Raw genomic sequence first — 18,725 nt, 5'->3', positions numbered from 1 at the left:
ACATTCACGCGGTGGCGCCGATTCTCGCGCCGTACTTGCATGTCCGCCGGTCGCAATGCCGACGGTGCCAGATCATCATCTGGGGCACCCCGCTACGGGAGAGGGTTGCCGCCCAACCAGCCAGAGCTTGATCGTTGGGACTCTTGATCTTCTCCATCCGAGCGTATGCAAGCACCTGGTTCGCAGCCATCCTGTGAGCTTCTGTTACCCGCTTTTCGCAGTGTTACGTGGAACCGCGTCCGTACCCCAATCCAGCCACATCAGACATATTGCCCGCTTTCGCAAAGAAAACGGGCAATATGGGCCTGGATCAAAAGTAGGGGTTGATACGGCTATTGGCCTCGGAAGTTCGGTTTGCGCTTTTCCTGGAACGCCGTGAAACCCTCCGCGTAATCATCCGTCGAGCAGAGCCGTGCCTGTTCGGCGGATTCGGCGGCCATGGACTCCCACAGTCCAGCCCGTTCGTCGCGCAGTTGACTGATCAGTGATTTCGAGACCAAATATGCTTGGGTCGCCCCTTGGGCCACTTTTCGCACCCTCTGCATCGTAAAATCGAGCACGTCGTCCGCCGGTACGGACCGGGAAAACAGCCCTGCGGTGACCGCTTCGGAGCCACTCATCATCTCGCCCGTGTAAATCAGGTCGAGGGTCCGGTGCGCGCCCAACCGCTCGTAGAACAGTGCGTGGCCACCCGAGTCCAACGTTGCCCCAAGATTCGCGAAGGGGGAACCGATCTTGGCGTCCTCGGCCACGTAGACGACGTCGCTCGCGATCGCCAGGCCCAGCCCGACCCCCAGACACGCCCCGTGGACCGCGGCGAAGGTCGGAGCCGAGAATGCAGAAATTTGCCGAAACAAGGCCGTGGCCCGATTCCCGAGATACCCTTCGACGTCATCGTGGGCCGGATCGACCCCGGAGATGTCGCGGCCGGCGCAGAAACCCCGTCCTTCACCCCTCAGAACCAGCGCCCGGACTCCCGCATTCTCTGCCGTGCGGTAGGCCTCCGACAGTTCGGCAAGGTCTTCGGAATTCAGTGCATTGAGCTTCTTCGGTGCGTCGAGCACTATCTCGGCGATGTCGTCGGAGATGGTCAGATCAATCATGATCGGGATTCCTTTCCTCGCGCACTCCAGCGGTTACGCGTCGAAGTCAACTTCCAGACTGTCGGAGGTCGGCCGTGTTTGGCAGGTCAGAACGTAGCCCGATTCGACTTCGTCCTTCTCCAGCGCAAAGTTCTCTTCCATCGTAAAGTCGCCGGAAACCACCTTGGCCCGGCATGTTCCACACACGCCACCTGCACATGCGAACGGCACATCGGGCCGAACACGCAAAGCGGCATTCAGGACAGTCTCGTTGGCCGACTTGGGCGTGTCCACCTTTCCGGAGTTGCCATCCAAAGTGAAGCTGATCTGGAAATTTTCGCCCTCGGGGTCGACGGCGACCTCCCGGCCCTGCTGTCCCGCGGGTTTCTCCGGTTTCCCCGTACTGAACAATTCGAACCGCACCTTGTCCTCCGGGACGCCTCGTTCTTTCAGCGCGTCCCTGCACAACTGCACCAGCTCGAACGGCCCACACAAGAACCATTCGTTGACGGTCTCGACCTGCAGAACCCGATCCAGGAGTTCGTCGAGCTTCTCCGGGTCAATGCGACCGGACATCAACGGTGAAATGCGCTGCTCTCGGGATAGCACGTGATGGAGAGCCAGCCGTGACGGAAACTTATCCTTCAGGTCCCCCAGCTCCTCGGCGAACATCACGTCCATCGCGGATCTGTTGGCATAGACGACGTCGATGCTCGTGGTCGGCGAGGCCTTCATGAGCGATCGGGCGATCGCCATGATCGGCGTAATGCCCGAACCCGCGGCAATCGCCACGACGTGAGCACTCTTGTCCCGGCGCACTTCCTCACGGGCCAAGTCCTCCGGATGGTTCATCGAGGTCAACCGGGTTTTAGATGTGAAGGCTCCCTGAGGATTCATGACGTCGAGCTCATCCCCGACCGCCAATTCTTCATTGGCCCACGTCGAGAAGATCCCGCCCACGTCCTTCTTGATGGCGACGCGAATCTCTCCCGGACGAGGCTCGGCGCAGATCGAGTACGATCGACGCACTTCCTGTCCGCCGATCTGAGCACGTAGGGCTACGTATTGCCCTGGAAGATAGTCGTAATCATTCTCGAGCTCTTCCGGAACCCCGAAGGCCACCTCGACCGACTCCGAGGTCAGCTTCCGAAGCCCTGTAACGGGAAGGCGGTTGAACGTCGCGCGACGCCGGCCGTTACGTCCCGGAGACGTGTTCTCCTCCGCCCTTTCCATGGCGACGGCCTTGCGTTGGGTACTGGTTTGTGACATGTCAGTGAACCTTGAAGTAGTCGAAAGGCTCCAAACATTCGTTGCACACCCAAAGGGCCTTGCACGAGGTGGAGCCGAAGCGTGTCATCTCTCGGGTCTTGAGCGAGCCGCAATGCGGGCACTTGACCGAGAGGGTCAGGCGTACCGGCCCGCTGTTGTGACCGGGAGCGCTATTTCCCGTTGGTGGAGCGATTCCGTATTCGGACAGCTTTGCTTTGCCTTCATCGCTCATCCAGTCGGTCGTCCACGCCGGTCGCAGGACTTTTTCGATTCGGACCTCGGAGTATCCTGCCGCAGAAATGGTTGCCACGAGGTCATCGGCCATTGTTTCCATGGCCGGACACCCGGAATACGTGGGAGTGATAACCACGATGGCCTGCCCGTCCTCTACGTAAGCATCTCGGAGCACGCCCAGGTCGGCGAGCGTCAGAACGGGGATTTCCGGGTCACAGACGGTTGCCGCGAGGTCCCACAACGTAGCGTCCACGTCGCCAGAGGGGCGCCGTGAAGGACCTAGAGGAAGAGCCCGAGCCAACCCGGCGGATTCCTTGTCCGGCGCCGTATGAATGATCGGAGACATTGCAATCACCATCTTGCCCCGGGGTGCTGGCGGGCCAGGGACTGCATCTCGGCAAGGATGAACCCCCGATGTTCCGAATAGGAACCATCGCGCAACTCACGGGGCAACCGGGCCTGGGAGACTTTTGGTGCCTCCAGCTCGGCCTCGGCCAGGATCCCCTCGATGGCCTTCATGGAGGCCTCCTTGATCGAAGAGGGCCGCACGGCCACGCCTTCGAGCTGATCGATCAGCTCGTCGTCGGTGAACAACTCGTCAACGTACGGCCACAGGTATTCGAATCCGGCGGCTATACGACGTCGGGATTCTTCAGTGCCGAGACCCAAGCGCAGAACCCACTGCGATGCGTGATCCACGTGGTACTCGACCTCCTTGACCGCTTTGTCCGCGATCGCCGCCAAGGTCGCATCGGATGAGTCCTGAAGAGCGGAATACAACTCGTACTGATAGATCGAGAAGATGAGTTGACGCGCTATGGTCTGCCCGAAGTCGCCGTTCTCCTGTTCGACTAGTCGGCACGAGCGGAATTCCTCTTCACTTCGAAAATACGCGAGATCGTCCTCGCTCTTGTCCCACGCCGTGCCCGCGTACGTCAGCAGGAAGCGCGCGTGCCCGATCAGGTCCAAGGCGATGTTGGACAGCGCGATGTCCTCCTCGAGTTCGGGAGCCCGAGCGATCCACCAGCCGAGGCGCTGGGACAGGATCAGAGCGTCGTCGCCCAACCGCAACGCATACTGTGCGACAGGCTCGGCAGCTTGGGCTCCGGAATCGGCGATCGACTCGGTGCTGATGGACTCGCCGGCACTGATCTTGGTGGCCGATTCGTGCGATGCGAAGGTGCTCACAGGTGCTTCACCCCTTCGGACTTGGTGTAATACGTAGCGTGTCGATATGCCTTGCCTTGGGCCGACTCGAAATAGCCGCCCTTGGAATCGGGATCCGAAGCCGTGATTGCCTCGGCTTCGACAACCCACACGCTCGTTCCCTCATTCCGTCGTGTGTAGAGGTCACGCGCGTTCCGGACCGCCATGGTTGCATCGGGGGCATGCAACGAGCCCGCGTGAACGTGGGAAAGCCCTCGGGAGGACCGGACGAACACTTCCCAGAGCGGCCAGGCCGATTGCTGGTTTTCTTGGCTTTGCTCACTCATGCTCAGGCTCCAATCAGCTGGGCAGCGGGACGTTGCTGTGGTGTCGAGGCGGAGTCGGCATCCTCGTGCGCGGCTTCCGCCGCACGGGCGGCCTGACGTTCGGCGTAGGCGGCCGCCGCTTCGCGGACCCATGCGCCGTTCTCGTGGGCTTCGCGACGTCGCTTCATTCGCTGCACGTTGCACGGCCCGTTGCCCTTGATCACGGACATGAACTCGTCCCAGTCGAGCTCTCCGTAGTCATAGTGCCCTCGCTCTTCGTTCCACCGCAGGTCAGGATCGGGCAGCGTCAGACCCAAAGCCTCGGCTTGAGGCACCATCATGTCGACGAAGCGCTGACGCAGCTCATCGTTGGTGAAGCGCTTGATATTCCACGCCATGGACTGCTGCGAGTTGGGAGATTCGTCATCCGGAGGCCCGAACATCTGCAGGGCCGGGCCGTAGAAACGGTCGACCGCGTCCTGTGCCATCTTCTTCTGCGCTTTTGTTCCGTGGGACAGTTCGTAGAGAATCTCCCAGCCCTGCCGCTGATGGAAAGATTCCTCCTTGCAGATGCGAACCATCGCGCGCCCATACGGGCCGTACGAGGCGCGGCACAGCGGAACCTGGTTGCATATTGCGGCGCCGTCCACGAGCCAACCGATGGCACCCATGTCGGCCCAGGTCCGTGCCGGGTAGTTGAAGATCGACGAATACTTGGCCCGGCCAGAGAGTAACTGGTCATTGAGGACCTGCCTCGGCGTCCCCAGGGTCTCGGCGGCTGAGTACAAATACAGGCCGTGGCCGGCCTCGTCTTGGACCTTGGCCATGAGAATTGACTTGCGCTTGAGGCTCGGGGCACGCGTAATCCAATTGGCTTCCGGCTGCATTCCAATGATCTCGGAATGCGCGTGCTGCGAGACCTGACGGGTCAAAGTCTTTCGGTATGCCTCGGGCATCCAGTCCCTCGGCTCGATGCGGGAGTCGTCCGCGATGAGCGCGTCGAAGCGTTCCTGCTCAGGGGCGACGGCGTCGTCGATGTGGGTCATGACGTCCTCCAATAAATAATAACCGAACGTTCGTTCAGGATATAGGCATGCGATGTGGTCGTCAACACACGATCGCCCCGGTTGACACACTGTCAATTTAACGATTCCCTACTGAACATTCGGTCATATAATGTGAGGAGAACAACATGCCAGATCATCCGATGCTGGCCAACGATCGGACCTCGGAGTGGTTGGGCATCCAGGTGCACCGCTCGGAGTACGGTCACGCGGTCATCAGCATGACGCTGCGGGAGGAGATGCTCAATGGATTTGGGATCGCCCACGGCGGCATGGTGTTTTCTCTGGCGGACACTTGTTTCGCCATGGCCTGCAATGACCCCGCCGGCGATGGAAGCACCATTACCGTTGCCCAAGGGGCCCAAATCGACTTCGTCAAGTCCGGCCGGCCAGGCCAGGTCATGACTGCAGAAGCCATAGAGATAGCCCGCACCGGTCGTAGCGGTCTCTACGACGTCACGGTCACGGCTGACGACGAAGTCATCGCCCATTTCCGCGGACGCAGCCGGACCATCCCCCAACGTCAGAAAGCGTGAACCCCTTGACTACTTATTCCATCGAGAACCCTTATTCCCCCACAGCTTCGGCGGACCCCTCACAGCCTGACCCCGAAGAATTGATGAGCCGGGACGAAATCGAGTCTCTGCAATTCGAACGCCTCAGGTGGACACTGCACCATGCCTACGAGAACGTCCCGGCCTACCGGGATCTCTACGACGAGCACGGCGTGCATCCCGACGATTTCAAAGAACTCGGAGATCTCAGCAAGTTTCCATACACGGACAAGGAATTCCTGCGAAAGGCCTACCCCTTCGAGTCCTTCGCCGTACCGATGAGCGACATTCGCCGCATCCACGCTTCGTCCGGCACGACGGGCCTGCCAACCGTCGTCGGATACACCCAAGACGACCTCGACACATGGGCCGGCCTGGTCGCTCGATGCTTCCGGTTCTCGGGCGTCCAACCCGGCCAGAAAATCCACAACGCATACGGTTACGGTTTGTTCACCGGCGGCCTCGGGGCACACTACGGCGGAGAGAAGCTCGGTTGCGCAGTGATCCCGATGTCTGGCGGTCAGACCGAGAAACAAGTTCAGCTCATCCGCGACTTCGAGCCGGACGCGATTCTCGCGACTCCCACATACCTTCTGGCAATCGCTGACGGGTTTCGCAAGGCCGGGATCGATCCCCGCGATACCTCGCTCAAGCGGGCTGTCCTCGGCGCCGAGCCGTGGACGGACGAGATGCGCCGCGAGATCGAGCGCACCTTCGACATCACCGCGTGCGACATCTATGGTCTCTCCGAAGTCATGGGACCCGGAGTTGCTGGGGAATCGGCCGTGACACGGGACGGCTCCCACATCTGGGAAGACCATTTCCGTCCCGAGATCATCGATCCCTTCGACGACCGCGTTTGCGAATTGGGAGAGCCCGGCGAGCTGGTCTTCACCGCGCTGACCAAACAGGCCCTTCCGATCATTCGCTACCGAACCCACGACCTCACCCGGTTGCTGCCCGGCACCGACCGTCCGGGGCACCGGCGCATGGGACGAATTACGGGCCGCTCGGATGACATGATCATTCTGCGTGGCGTGAACCTCTTCCCGACGCAGATCGAGGAGCTCGCGCTCAACCTCCCCGCGCTCGCACCTCATTTCACACTCGAAATCAGCCGTCCGAATCGCATGGATCAGATGACGGTCCACATCGAACGCCGTGAGGACGTCACTCATGAAGAGGCGGTCGAGGACGGCAAAACACTGTTGTCCGAAATCAAGACCAAGATCGGTTCGACGGCGCTGATCGACATCGCCGAACCGGGCACGTTGGCACGGTCGTCCGGGAAGATCCGTAGGGTCTACGACCACCGGAACAAGTAACCGGGCCGGGTTGCCGGATCTTCCGGGCTCTGTTCGTGCAGGTCCGTCCAGGGCCGGGTTGATCCGGTTTGTGTTCCCTCGAAGAGGGCTGACCGAGCTTCGGGACGGGTTGCTCCTTCAGAGACGTCCGCACTGAGACGGTACGACCCACTTATGCCGGAGGACCCTCCGCACGGGGCGGCGAGGCGGTAGCGTCGGGCCCGCCTCGTCGTCGGGTAATCTCGTGATGGACCCTGCAGAAAGCCGAGAAATCTATGCCCACTGTGCCCGCCACGAAAGACCAGGAAACCGGCGCGTCCGCTGCACCGAGCAACGGCGCACGACGAGGACGGCCCGGTTACGACCGTGAGAAGCTCATCTCGGTCTGTGTTCAGGTCTTCAACAAATACGGGTACGACACGACGTCCATGGGCACCCTCTCCGAAAACCTGGGGATCTCGAAGTCGGCGATCTACCACCATGTGAATTCCAAGGAAGAGATCCTCGAGGAGGCCTTGCTGAGAGCCCTCGACTCGCTTGAGAAGGCGATGGAGGACGTCCAGGCGACCGACGCTCGCGGCATCGACAAGCTCGAAGGCGTGATCCGGGGATCGATCCGCGTGCTCGTCGATCAGATGCCGTATGTGACCTTGCTCTTGCGCCTTCGCGGCAACTCACCCGTGGAGACTGCCGCTCTGGAACGACGTCGAAAGATCACCCGTACCGTGGAGAACCTGGTCCGCCAGGCACAGGAAGAGGGCGACCTCCGCGAGGACATCTCCGGCAAGTCGGCTCCACGGCTAATGCTCGGAATGATCAATTCGATCGTGGACTGGTACCAGCCGGAAGGCGAAGGAACCGTGGATATGCTCGCCGAGACCGCAGTCAAGATGGTTCTGGACGGTCTGCGGTCGTAGGTCCCGGGTGCGCTTTGGGTTTTCAGGAGTTCACGCTCCAGGCTTGCGCCAGACCTGACCGAGCGGACGGAACCTGCGCATGCCCCCCCCCTGAGAGCTGCACTCTCGCGGATAACCCCTGAAGAATACCCGTGTTGTGTTTCTGAAGTCTTTGGACGTTTAGCTTTCATTCAGGATCTGACCGATGGTTTTCATCGGACAAGGTGCCGACATTCTTTTTGTGGGCTCCCTTGAGGCAACAGATCGACGCTGTGGGCGTCGGAGGACGAGATTGGGTACGGTGAGTCCCATCATCGCGCCGGATGATCTTCCGTCCGATGCTTTCAACCTAGGCCTGGGCCTAGGGGGGGGGGGGCATTGCCCGGTGTTCGAGAAGGTCCATTCCACTTACTTACGCTTCACTGGAACCTTGTAGATGGCGCCCGTGGTCACTCCTTCTTCGAGAACTTCGAGCGAACGGCCACGTGTTTCCGGGACCTGGGTCCGAACGAAGATGAGTGCAAGGACGCCTACACCGAAGAACAAGAAGAAGACCGTGGACATCCCGAGGTTGTCAATCAACGACGGGAAGGTAAGCGAGAGAACACCGTTACTCATCCAGCCGCAGAAGACAGCCAGGCCGTTGGCGACACCTCGCATATGAAGAGGGAAGACCTCCGCGAGATAGACCCACACAGCAACATTGAGAAAGGTCTGCATGGAGGCCACAAAACCCACGATCAACACGAGCAGAATCCACGGCTTGATGGCATTGCCTTCCGGAATGATCATCGACGCAATCCCGATGAGGAGGTGAAACACGGTGGTCAGAGAGATGCCAAGCGTAAAAGTGGTTCGACGATCCACGCGATCCATCATGTAAAGCGCGGTGAATCCCCCGATCACCGCAACGATGCCCGGTGCAATATTGGCGATCAATGCTGCGTTTTCCCCGAAGCCGGATTGGATCAGCACGATCTGCCCATAAAACATGATCGTGTCGATACCGGTGATCCTTTGCATGATGGCCACACCGATACCGACCAAGAGTATACGGAAGAGCCATTTATTCTTGAGGATGGCACCGAGACCTGTGCGCCGGTGTTTCTCGTCCTGTGCGGTGGTCTGAACGTCTTCCAGCTCAATTTCCGCCCGACTTTCGGGTCGAACCGATCGGAGCACCTCCAGGGCTTGGTCTCTCCGACCGTTCTCAACCAACCACCGTGGGGATTCCGGCATACGGAGCATGCCAACGAATAGACAGACCGCAGGTATGGCACTAATGGCAAACATCAGGCGCCATATGCCGTCTAGATGGCCGAGCGTGCTCCCCAAAATCGCGTTGATCACGAAAGCAGAAAGCTGACCGATCACAATGGCCACCTCGTTCCGCCCAGCAATCGACCCTCGAATCTCAAAGGGAGCGAGTTCGGCCAAGAACACCGGAACCACGGTTGACGCGCCACCGACACCGAGTCCGAGGAAGATCCTGCCGAGCACCAGTAACGCGAGATTCGGCGTTGCGACCACCAAAACCGACCCGGCAAAGAAGAGCACGGACAAGGTGATGATCGCTATGCGACGACCCTTCGCATCGGCCAACCGACCGCCGAAGAAGGCTCCGAATGCGGCGGCGAACACCAATGCGCTGGTGGCGATTCCCTCCGTGATCGACGTCAGCCCGAGCTCCGCTGACATCGGCCGGAGGGCCCCGTTGATCACCCCTGTGTCGTATCCGTAAAGCAGGCCACCGAAGCAGGCCACCGTGGAGATGAGGCCGAGCCTCTTGCGATATGGCCCAGGAGTTAACGGTGGGAGAGTCCGCGAAGACGAAGGATCCTGATCGATTGACATAACTGTCCTTACACGTGGAGAAGATCGGACGTGGGATGGGGCCTCAGCGACGCTGCCGTGGCTTAGTCAGGACCTACTCATGGCCCGGTTGTCGCGGCGGAGTCGCGCCGAGGTCAGGCACTGGGGCTGACCCCAGATGTACCTCCATGTCGTCAAAGCTGGGTGGCTGGGCACGAGCCGTGACCGGTTGATCGAGGTAGAACACGGCGGTTGAGGATATGTCGTCGTGCAGAGGCAGGTACCGCCACCCGCTTCTCCATCCCAGAGCTTGAATGTCCACACTGATGTCCCGGTGAAAATAGATCGGGTCCTGTATATGCCACCGGTACATGCCGAAGCGCTGTTGGCTCGCGTAAAGCCCGTCGGGACGGATCACCTGAGGCATTCCGAGGTACGGCGTCGAAAAAGCGGTATATCCCTGGCCCGGGACGTCGAAGTTCCACGCTCCACCGAAATAGTCTTCGGTACCGGTGCCACAGATGGTGGGGAAATCACGGTCTCCGTCGAGATAAAACTTGATTTCGCCTTCGCCCCACCAGCCACTCGAATTGCTTCCCCACGCGATGTAGGTACCGGCGTAGTGACCGGCGCCTTCCACTCCCTCGAGTATGGTGTGGGTCGTTTTCTCGGCCAGAGGATTGCTGCGCCGCCACTGAGCGTGGAAGTACGCTTCTTCCGAATAGTCCCCACCGATTTCGTAGGTCACTTGGTAATAGACCGTCACGGTGACCTCGGAGGTGTTTTCGAGCGCGAGGCGGGCGGATTCTTTGAAAGGCATAGGCCAGTAGGCGTTGAATCCACCCTGCGGATTGGAAGTCACGGGGAGGGAATTCACCTGCGAAAACTCTCCCCATCCGTTGCAGAAGAAGTCACCGTAGGGAACCTCGACCGCGGGCTCGATGGCGCCGTCCCAGAAGGCCCGGAAGATCAACGTACGCCAGTGATCGCTGTGCGTTGTGAGCCAGATGTGCGTTATGCAGCCGGGCTCAGAAATTCTCGCCAGATCCACGGTGTGCCCCGGAGCTATGTCGATGCTGGGCGAAACTTTCCATCCCTGACCAAGATCCCTCGAGGCAGCAGCGCCGGTACCCTCCGTGGCTCGACCTCCGCCACCGGGAGCGCCGTCAAAATTTTCCGGACTGATTGATCGCGTCGAGATTGTTCGATTGAGCTGGGAGATGGCGGCTAGATAGGTACCCATGTCGGTAACCACGCTTCCTTGAACGAGAATACTCACTGAGAAATCGATTACCGACACCATATGTGCCAGATCACGGAGGGTCAATAGGTTTTTTCGGAAGACAAGGCGTCCTTCTCAGGTGCCATGAGTAAACGATTTATCACAAAGTGACAAGAGGCAGCAGCGAGTCGATCTCCCCTCGAACTCTTTCTAGCGATCGACGGCAGGTCCACCCGCGGTCGACTCGCGTACGATCACCTTGGCGCGCAATAGGGTGGTGCGCGGCATCTCTGCAGGGTTTGAGATGCGGTTGATCAGCATCTCTGCGGAGAGCCGGCCCGTTTCCCGAATAGGTTGTTGAATCACGGAAATGGACGGACTTACGAGTCGGGTCCAAATATCGTCGTCCGTCGAGAGCAGAGCCGGCGCATCCGCCACTCCTCGCACAGACTGGAACGCGCCCGCCGACATCCGATTATTTGTGACGAAGACGCAGTCGACCTCTGCCTCTTTCAGGATCTCGGTCATCGCGTCAGCCCCGGATCCAATATGCAGGTCCCCCCGATAGAGGACCGGCTCCCTGGCGATCGGGCCGGCATCGCCCGATGAAACCCCTCCAGACCATGCCTGGAAGAAACCTGTGACACGATCTTCGGTCGCCGAAAGGGTGCTCGGACCTGTAATGCATGCGGGCTTGCGAAATCCACGTTCCCGCAAATGCATTGCCGCTCTTCTCCCTGCATCCACGTTGTCCGTTGCAACGCAATCCACCTCAAAATCGGGGAGGCGGCGATCCACGAGTACTACCGGGATGCCCGCATCCGTCAGAGGCTTAAGACCTGAACGGCTTTCGTCAGAGGGAATCGCGATCACTCCGGCCATCTTTCGGGCAATGATTTGCCCGAGATACAAGCGCTCTTGTTCGGGATCGTTGTCCGCATGGCACAACATCACAGAGTATCCGGCTCCCCGCACAACCGCCTCGACCTCGCTGACCACCTGGGTGAAATACGGGTTGTCGGCATCGGGAATCATGACCGCAATCTGCGAACTATTCCGAGCCCGCAGTGACCGACCGGCGACATTCGGAACATATCCCGTTGCTTCCACAGCCTCGCGTACCCGCCGGACGAGGATCTTGTCGACGTTAGCGGCACCATTCATGACTCGCGAGACCGTGGCCGATGAAACCCCTGCCCGGCTTGCGACGTCACGAATAGTCGGCTCCGACCGGGGCATATGTACTCCGAACATTCTGGTTATGGTCATGCCGTCTCCGCGATTCGGCCACGGCAAGTTTCCTCACGAATGGGACCGAGATACTTCGTGTCCCACCTGCCCATAATAATCAGGCGACGTTGACCTCACCACACAGGTGAACCGTCACACCAATGCGCGCAAAGAAAGATGCTTTTGCCGTCAGTGCACGATCAGCCGCGTCGGCGTCATCCCCATAGACCACCTGAACGTGATTGGCCTTGTGTCGAGCCATGAACTGGTTTCGGTCAACTCCGTGTAAGACGACGTTGGCTATGGGCCACTCTGGGTTCGTTGACTCCTTACGTCGCCGCGTTTCGTCGGCCGGAAGATCAACAACGCTCCCCCGCCCGATATCAATATGCAGGCCGCCATCTTCGATGTAGACCCTAGACCACACGATTTCCCCGGGCTTGGAAACGCCGTTGATTGTGGATCCTCCCGCCGGGAAGAAGACAGGGTTTTGGCGCCACCCCTCGGCGTTGTGATATCCCTCCGGCAGGTGAGAAGGGGGAACCGATCCGGAGATCTCGTAAATCCAGACATATTGTCCCTCGTGCTCACCGCCCCATCGGACGTCATGCAATGTCGTTGCGGGATCCATCCCCATGGCGCTCCAGATGCGATTGGTCACGAGGGCATCCACAGCCACGCCCTCGTCCACTTCGTTAAAGTTGGGCAGGGCTTTGCCCTCCCACAGGACTCGAGAACCATCGCGACTTGTCACCGGGGGCCGGTACTCGTTATTGAGGAGCCCCTCCACAAGGTCCGAAGCCGGGCACACGTCTTTGAGCCCTTGTTGGTATTGGATTCCCACGGCGTCCAGCCCAAAGTCGTCGGCGATGCGCAGCGCAGCGATGTACATCTTGTACTGCAGACGCAGCTGGCCCTCCGTGAGTTCGGTGGCCTCATCGTCGCCGAGCCGAAAAGTCATGCCCTCGTCGATAAGCCAGCGGCCAATCGCATTTGCCTCCTCATCAGATACGGTCTGCATTTCCGCCCACAGGGCTGATTGAGATAACCGTTCCTTGTACATACCTATCTGGTTGAGCAACGCGTCGTCGAAAATGGCGTTATACATGCCCATGCACCCCTCGTCGAAGATGCCCATGATGGCCTTGTCGGCAAGGAGTTGATCACCCAGTACCTCCCCCAATCTCTTCTCTTCGCTATCCACGAGCTCGGGGAGATCGCGGACATGCGATGCATCGTGCGTGACGCTCCCCGTATCAAGCCACTCGTGGACACCGCTTCGGAACCAATCATCCGTACCATCGACAGTCCACATCGTGGAGTATTCAGTCCCCATCTTTGTCAGACTGGCGTTGAGGTTAAGCAGGCCCACCAGGCCCGGCCACTCGGGGGCAAAATTTGCGACGGTGAGAATCGGACCTCGGTGTGTGCGCAAGCCCGCGAGGACGTGGTGGCTGTACTGCCAATTAGCGGTAGCGACGATGAGCGGCGCATCCGGAGGTATGTCCTTGAAAACTTCAATCCCCATCCGCTGAGAACGGATAAACCCGTGTCTGCGCTCTTCGTCCGGCCTAAATCCGCGTTGAATCGACCATCCCGATTCTTGGACAACATCGGTCACGATTCGTTCAAGCTCCTGCTGAGCTGGCCAGCTCGCGGTGTTGGCACTTTCCCGTAGGTCACCGCTAGGAATAAGGATCACGGTGCGAGCGGGCGTAGTCGCGGCGGACGAGAGCTTTGGGAACCTGTAGTCGCTCTGAAATTGGTCAGTCATGAATGCTCCTTGATCCGCGGTGACTCTTCGTAACGTCGAAATGTACAACGCTGTGAGATAACGATTACTTGCCAGAACCGTATGCTCACCCGAAGCCCATGTCAACGAAACATCGGTTTTTCTTGCAACCAAATCGGCCTATACTCCTGGTATTTCAGGGGTTTGGTGCGTGGGCGGGATGTTTTTAGGCGATATCACCTCTTGCCACCCTCGCGTGAGCCCAACTACTCTGTGGTGAAATCAATAAATCGATTTCCTATTCATGGGCACGACACCATGAGGCGAGCCACCTTAGGCCATCCTGTTCCCTCGCTCTCCCGTACAAGCCCAACGGCGCCGGCACGACTGACCCACGCCCCACAAGCACAGTTCCCAGTATTCGCCAGGTAAGCCCTCGAGAAAGGCGTCCATCGTGAGATTCAGAAACAGACTCATTAACACCAAGGTGGTTTTCATCTTGGGCGCCTTGGGCGCTCTTCTCTTCGGTTACGACAACGGGATTGTTGCCGGAGCCATTCTTTTCATACCTGATGAGATCCCGCTGACGCCATTGATCGAGGGGATGGTCGTCAGCTCGGCCGTGATTGGCGCCATGATTGGTGCAATTTCCAGCGGGCCTGTTGCGGATCGCATTGGCCGCCAACGCGTTCTCCTGGCGGCCTCGGTGGTATTCCTGATTGGTGCCGCGGGATCAGGTTTTGCACCTACTGCCGCCGTTCTCGTGACCTCTCGACTCATCCTCGGGCTCGGAATTGGCATCTCATCCGTGGTGGTTCCTCTCTACCTGGCCGAGATGGCTCCCGCGGATAAACGCGGCATTGCAACCTCAATGAATCAATACATGGTCATCATCGGCACAGGGGTTGCTGGCGGTGTCGCGTTTACTTTGTCCTTCAGCGGATCCTGGCGTTGGATGCTCGTGATCGGCGTTTTCCCTGCCCTTGTACTTCTCGGCGGAATGCTTTTGATGCCGGACACACCGCGCTCCCTGGTCCGCCGCGGAGACCCGGAGATGGCCAGGTCGGTTTTGCATCGTTTGCGCGAGAATCCCGAGGAAGCCGAAGAGGAATTCGCAGAGATCACGGAATTGGCCAACGATGACCCGGATCAGCAGGCCTCTCCGGCTGATCCTTCCAACGCCGCGTTGGCTCGGGCCAAAGGACCCGGCAAGTTCAGTGAACGATGGGTCAAAAGGCTCTTGGTGGTAGGGGTGCTTCTAGCGGTATTCCAGCAAGTCACGGGCATAAATGCAGTGGTCTACTACTCTCCAACCGTGCTCACAGATCTCGGACTGACACCCACACAATCGCTGTTGTTCTCATTCCTCAACGGCATTCTGAACATCGTGACCATCGCAGTCACGGTTCAGCTCAAAATCGTGGATCGTCGAGGCCGCAAACCCATGTTGCTGGCTGGTTTGGCGGGGCTAGTCATTAGCACGGCAGCCATCGGACTGGTGACCATCTTTGGCGCGCCGGGTACAGCCACTCAGATCGTGGTCACGATTCTTGCATTCGTCGTCTTCACCAACGTCTTCTCGGCAACCTGGGGCCCGGTGCTTTGGGTCATGCTCGCAGAGATCTTTCCGTTGCGGATCCGCGGATTCGCCATGGGCATCGCAACACTTTTCAATTGGCTGGCGGCGTTCGCCGTATCTCAAGCCTTTCCGATCCTTCAACACGGAATCGGGGCCGGCCCGATCATGATCGCATTCGCGATCATCGGCGTGATCATCATGCCCATCGTGGCGCGCTGGGTTCCGGAGACAATGGACCGAAGCTTGGAGGAACTCGAAAACGACTTTCGAACGGGAGCGACACCGATAGTGGATCGGTAACCCCAAGAACACATGAGAACGCAAACCAGCCGAGCTGGCGCCACGTGGCCCGAAATCGGCGAATCTCAATCTCAGCTGCCTTCCGGAATACCCGCGACGAAATCGCCAGGGAACGCGCCCGGGCAGTGAAAGAGCTCATCGTTCTGCTGCGCGTCACTGATTTCGATGCTGACGCCCTTCGACCTCTCGAAGCTCGCAAGATTGCCGAGACCGCACACTGGGGCACCAGGGAGGAATCCCTCGCCTGCACCCGCCCGGTGGGTGCAGGGCCATGTTCCAAGAGTTCGATGCGCTGGTGGCCAAGGATGATCGCTGCTGCGTGGATACTGGGGCCGGGCACTCCCGTCGTCGCAACCGTAACGGTCTCATTCAGATCAAATCTGCGCTCGAGGGTAAAGCCAAGGCCGTCGCACCACATCGACAACGCGATATCCACGTCGGGGTCGGCTAGTCCAACATGATCCACTTCGGAAACGATAGGCGTGTTCAGCCCACGATTCTGACCCATTCCACTGATGGATGTGAGGTCCTCATAAACCTCAGCTCAATTGGTCGACCAGGGGATAAGGATTCGGGGCAGAGAGCATCCGGAGCCTACGCTTCAATTGGCAGGAGGTTGGCCTCAAAGCTCGACGATGCCCCCCGAAGACGTCTCCGGCAAGCCGGCTCCGCGACTGGTTCTCGGAATGATCAATTCGATCGTGGACTGGTAGCAGCCGGAAGGCGGTGCCGAATGCCGCCTTCCGACTGAACCTCCATCTCCACCGCCCCGGAGGCCTACTCCTTCTCGACCAGCGTCAGCACGTCGTACGTCGCCACGACCTCGTCGTCCTGGTTGGTCAGGCGGACGTCCCAGGCGACCTCGCCGTAGTCGTCCGTGACGCGCGGGGTGATCCGCTTGGCCGTGAGGGTCACGCGGAACGAGTCGTCATAGGTGACGGGCGTGATGAACCGCAGGTTCTCCAGGCCGTAATTGGCCAGGACCGGCCCCGGTGCGGGCTCCACGAACAGGCCCGCGGCCCACGAGACCAGCAGATATCCGTGGGCGACGCGGCGCGGGAAGAACGGATTGGCGGTCGCGGCCTCCTCATTGGTGTGCGCGTAGAACGTGTCCCCGGTCGACTCCGCGAATTCCGTGATGTCCTCCAAGTTGACCTTGCGCAGGTCGGAGCGGAACTGGTCGCCGATGCGAAGTTCGGCCAGTGACTTGCGGAACGGATGCGTGCCGGTCCCGTTCTCGACGTCCTCGCGGGTCACGGTCTGCGCCGTCGCACCCCAGTGCCACATGCCGGTCACCCCGGTCAGCAGGTCAGGTGAACCCTGCACGGCCGTGCGTTGCATATAGTGCTTGACGCCACGGACACCGCCGAGCTCTTCGCCGCCACCAGCTCGACCCGGCCCGCCGTGGACGAGTTGAGGCATCGGCGAGCCGTGGCCCGTCGAGGTCTTGGCGTCGTCGCGGTCGAGGAAGAGCACGCGGCCGTGATGAGCACCGATCCCGGCAGCGAATTCGCCCGCGGTCAGGGGATCGTGAGTGCACACCGTGGCAACCAACGAGCCGCCCCCGAGGGCAGCGAGCTCCACGGCTTCCTCGATGTCGCCCGAATACCCCAGAACCGAGGTAACGGGACCGAATGCTTCGACGCTGTGCGCCTCGCGTGTGCGTGCATCGTCGAATTCGAGCACCGTGACGGGGAAGAACGCGCCCTCGGCCGGAACTGTATCCAGTGCGTCCGGTCCGCCCACGCGGACGGATCCGCCGGCGTCGACGAGCCTGCGCACGGCCTTGAGCACTTCTTCGCGCTGCTCAGGGGAGGCCAGCGCGCCGACCGTCGTCGCTTTGTCCCGCGGGTCACCGACGACGCCGCGCTCGGCAATGCGGACCTCGAGCGCGTCCACGACCGGTCTGCGCATCCTGTCCGGAACGATGACCCGGCGGATCGCGGTGCACTTCTGCCCAGCCTTAGCCGTGATCTCGAGGACCACTGACTTGATGAACGCCGCGAACTCCGGGGAATCCTCGGTGACGTCAGGTCCCAGGATGGCCGCGTTGAGCGAGTCGGTCTCTGCCGTGAACCGGACCCCTCCCTCAATCACGTTCGGATGCTGGCGCAGCGAATTCGCGGTCGCCGCCGATCCCGTGAAGGCCACGTGATCACGCATGTCCAGATGATCCAAAAGATCCCGAGCCGAGCCGGAGATCAACTGGATCGACCCTTCAGGCAGCAATCCCGACTCGACCATGAGTCGCACGCATTTTTCCGAGACGTAAGCGGTTGGTGTGGCGGGCTTGACCACGGTGGGCATCCCGGCGATGAACGCCGGGGCGAATTTCTCGAGCATTCCCCACACCGGGAAGTTGAACGCGTTGATCTGCACGGCAACACCCGGCAGACGGGTGTAGATGTGCTCGCCGAGGAAGCTGCCGTCACCGGAGAGCTGTTCGACAGCGCCGTCGACGATCACATTGGCGTTGGGCAGTTCACGGCGGGCCTTGGACGAGAACGTGAAGAGCGTACCGATGCCACCGTCCGTGTCGATCAGATGGTCCTTGGCGGTTGCACCGGTCAGGTAGGAGACCTCGTACAGCTCATCCTTGCGCTCGTTGAGGTACATCGCGAGTTTTTTGACGATCAGTGCTCGTTCATGGATGGTCAGCTCGCCCAGAGACTTCTGGCCGTTCTCACGTCCGTATCGGATGACCTCGGCAGTATCGATACCGTCGGTGCTGACGCGCACCACGGGATCACCCGTCGCCGCATTGACGACGTCGACGGCTCGCTCCGGCTCGTCCGGGCGCCACCATTGCCCTCGCACGTAACTCGGCAATATCTCGGTGGCCTGGGTGGTTGTAGCCTCGTATCGGGTTTGGGTGGTCACGGGTGGATTCACTCCCTGCAATAAATTAGCCGAACGTTCGGTCAGTAATTAGTGTCAGAATAGCCCACGTCACAGTCGCGTGCCACAACGCGGCC

16 protein-coding genes and 1 riboswitch are annotated in these 18,725 nt (G+C 60.0%); of the genes, 4 read left to right on the top strand and 12 right to left on the bottom strand.

Features of this window, described 5'->3' with window-relative positions; genetic code table 11:
- Positions 1-26: 26 nt before the first annotated feature.
- Positions 27-149: riboswitch (SAM riboswitch) on the bottom strand.
- A 183-nt stretch (positions 150-332) separates the two neighbouring features.
- From sake_RS01875 to paaA, 6 genes are read right to left on the bottom strand one after another with little or no spacing between them, the layout of a single operon-like run.
- Positions 333-1,103 (bottom strand): enoyl-CoA hydratase/isomerase family protein, encoded by a 771-nt coding sequence (locus sake_RS01875; protein ID WP_178945339.1) that lies wholly within the window; start codon positions 1,101-1,103, stop codon positions 333-335.
- A gap of 33 nt (positions 1,104-1,136) precedes the next feature.
- Positions 1,137-2,315 carry a 1,2-phenylacetyl-CoA epoxidase subunit PaaE gene (paaE, locus tag sake_RS01870; RefSeq protein WP_243155750.1) on the bottom strand — a complete coding sequence of 393 codons (1,179 nt, stop codon included), beginning with the start codon at positions 2,313-2,315 and terminating at the stop codon, positions 1,137-1,139.
- Between the two features lie 37 nt (positions 2,316-2,352).
- Entirely contained in the window at positions 2,353-2,931 is a 579-nt protein-coding gene (gene paaD, locus sake_RS01865) for a 1,2-phenylacetyl-CoA epoxidase subunit PaaD (protein ID WP_129358612.1), read from the bottom strand.
- Positions 2,932-2,936: 5 nt separating this feature from the next.
- Positions 2,937-3,773, bottom strand: a complete 837-nt coding sequence (paaC, locus tag sake_RS01860; RefSeq protein WP_178945337.1) for a 1,2-phenylacetyl-CoA epoxidase subunit PaaC — start codon at positions 3,771-3,773, stop codon at positions 2,937-2,939.
- Positions 3,770-4,078: a 1,2-phenylacetyl-CoA epoxidase subunit PaaB gene (gene paaB / locus sake_RS01855; protein WP_129358608.1), complete on the bottom strand. Its 309-nt coding sequence runs from the start codon at positions 4,076-4,078 to the stop codon at positions 3,770-3,772. Before paaB ends, paaC begins: the two co-directional genes overlap by 4 nt.
- Positions 4,079-4,080: 2 nt before the next feature.
- Complete coding sequence (paaA, locus tag sake_RS01850) at positions 4,081-5,103, bottom strand: 1,2-phenylacetyl-CoA epoxidase subunit PaaA (RefSeq protein ID WP_178945336.1); 1,023 nt, start codon at positions 5,101-5,103, stop codon at positions 4,081-4,083.
- Positions 5,104-5,249: 146 nt separating this feature from the next.
- On the opposite strand from paaA, the gene paaI reads away from it, so the two are divergent.
- The 3 genes from paaI (at position 5,250) to sake_RS01835 (ending at position 7,896) form a co-directional block, all read left to right on the top strand.
- Positions 5,250-5,657, top strand: a complete 408-nt coding sequence (paaI, locus tag sake_RS01845; protein ID WP_178945335.1) for a hydroxyphenylacetyl-CoA thioesterase PaaI — start codon at positions 5,250-5,252, stop codon at positions 5,655-5,657.
- A 5-nt stretch (positions 5,658-5,662) separates the two neighbouring features.
- A complete protein-coding gene (locus sake_RS01840; protein ID WP_178945334.1) occupies positions 5,663-7,000 on the top strand; it encodes a phenylacetate--CoA ligase family protein in 1,338 nt (445 codons plus the stop codon).
- A 254-nt stretch (positions 7,001-7,254) separates the two neighbouring features.
- Entirely contained in the window at positions 7,255-7,896 is a 642-nt protein-coding gene (locus sake_RS01835) for a TetR/AcrR family transcriptional regulator (protein WP_129358600.1), read from the top strand.
- Positions 7,897-8,283: 387 nt separating this feature from the next.
- Here the strand turns inward: sake_RS01835 and sake_RS01830 are convergent, their stop codons facing one another.
- The 4 genes from sake_RS01830 to sake_RS01815 form a co-directional block, all read right to left on the bottom strand.
- Positions 8,284-9,729, bottom strand: a complete 1,446-nt coding sequence (locus sake_RS01830) for a sugar porter family MFS transporter (protein WP_129358598.1) — start codon at positions 9,727-9,729, stop codon at positions 8,284-8,286.
- A gap of 73 nt (positions 9,730-9,802) precedes the next feature.
- Positions 9,803-10,930 (bottom strand): glycoside hydrolase family 172 protein, encoded by a 1,128-nt coding sequence (locus sake_RS01825; protein WP_129358596.1) that lies wholly within the window; start codon positions 10,928-10,930, stop codon positions 9,803-9,805.
- 189 nt (positions 10,931-11,119) lie between these two features.
- The gene (locus sake_RS01820; protein ID WP_129358594.1) at positions 11,120-12,178 is read right to left on the bottom strand and encodes a LacI family DNA-binding transcriptional regulator; all 1,059 of its coding nucleotides are present in this window, start codon (positions 12,176-12,178) and stop codon (positions 11,120-11,122) included.
- 79 nt (positions 12,179-12,257) lie between these two features.
- On the bottom strand, positions 12,258-13,913 hold the full coding sequence (locus sake_RS01815) for a fucose isomerase (RefSeq protein WP_178945333.1): 1,656 nt from the start codon (positions 13,911-13,913) through the stop codon (positions 12,258-12,260).
- A gap of 412 nt (positions 13,914-14,325) precedes the next feature.
- Here sake_RS01815 and sake_RS01810 point away from each other — a divergent pair, with 412 nt between their 5' ends.
- On the top strand, positions 14,326-15,750 hold the full coding sequence (locus sake_RS01810) for a sugar porter family MFS transporter (protein ID WP_178945332.1): 1,425 nt from the start codon (positions 14,326-14,328) through the stop codon (positions 15,748-15,750).
- Here the strand turns inward: sake_RS01810 and sake_RS13590 are convergent.
- A complete protein-coding gene (locus sake_RS13590) occupies positions 15,647-16,168 on the bottom strand; it encodes a hypothetical protein (protein WP_371811966.1) in 522 nt (173 codons plus the stop codon). The genes sake_RS01810 and sake_RS13590 overlap by 104 nt on opposite strands.
- Before the next feature lie 359 nt (positions 16,169-16,527).
- Complete coding sequence (gene paaZ / locus sake_RS01800; protein WP_178945331.1) at positions 16,528-18,630, bottom strand: phenylacetic acid degradation bifunctional protein PaaZ; 2,103 nt, start codon at positions 18,628-18,630, stop codon at positions 16,528-16,530.
- Positions 18,631-18,725 lie beyond the last annotated feature (95 nt).

The organism is Kocuria sp. TGY1127_2 (genome assembly GCF_013394385.1).
In the GTDB taxonomy this organism is placed as follows: Bacteria; Actinomycetota; Actinomycetes; order Actinomycetales; family Micrococcaceae; genus Rothia.
This window is presented reverse-complemented; position numbering and strand designations above follow the sequence as displayed.

Coding starts and splice junctions, on each gene's coding strand:
- sake_RS13590 (WP_371811966.1), bottom strand. CDS start 16,168: ATGTGGTGCGACGGCCTTGGCTTTACCCTCGAGCGCAGATTTGATCTG.
- paaD (WP_129358612.1), bottom strand. CDS start 2,931: ATGTCTCCGATCATTCATACGGCGCCGGACAAGGAATCCGCCGGGTTG.
- sake_RS01830 (WP_129358598.1), bottom strand. CDS start 9,729: ATGTCAATCGATCAGGATCCTTCGTCTTCGCGGACTCTCCCACCGTTA.
- sake_RS01815 (WP_178945333.1), bottom strand. CDS start 13,913: ATGACTGACCAATTTCAGAGCGACTACAGGTTCCCAAAGCTCTCGTCC.
- paaE (WP_243155750.1), bottom strand. CDS start 2,315: ATGGAAAGGGCGGAGGAGAACACGTCTCCGGGACGTAACGGCCGGCGT.
- sake_RS01835 (WP_129358600.1), top strand. CDS start 7,255: ATGCCCACTGTGCCCGCCACGAAAGACCAGGAAACCGGCGCGTCCGCT.
- paaI (WP_178945335.1), top strand. CDS start 5,250: ATGCCAGATCATCCGATGCTGGCCAACGATCGGACCTCGGAGTGGTTG.
- paaA (WP_178945336.1), bottom strand. CDS start 5,103: ATGACCCACATCGACGACGCCGTCGCCCCTGAGCAGGAACGCTTCGAC.
- paaB (WP_129358608.1), bottom strand. CDS start 4,078: ATGAGTGAGCAAAGCCAAGAAAACCAGCAATCGGCCTGGCCGCTCTGG.
- sake_RS01825 (WP_129358596.1), bottom strand. CDS start 10,930: ATGGGTACCTATCTAGCCGCCATCTCCCAGCTCAATCGAACAATCTCG.
- sake_RS01875 (WP_178945339.1), bottom strand. CDS start 1,103: ATGATTGATCTGACCATCTCCGACGACATCGCCGAGATAGTGCTCGAC.
- sake_RS01820 (WP_129358594.1), bottom strand. CDS start 12,178: ATGACCATAACCAGAATGTTCGGAGTACATATGCCCCGGTCGGAGCCG.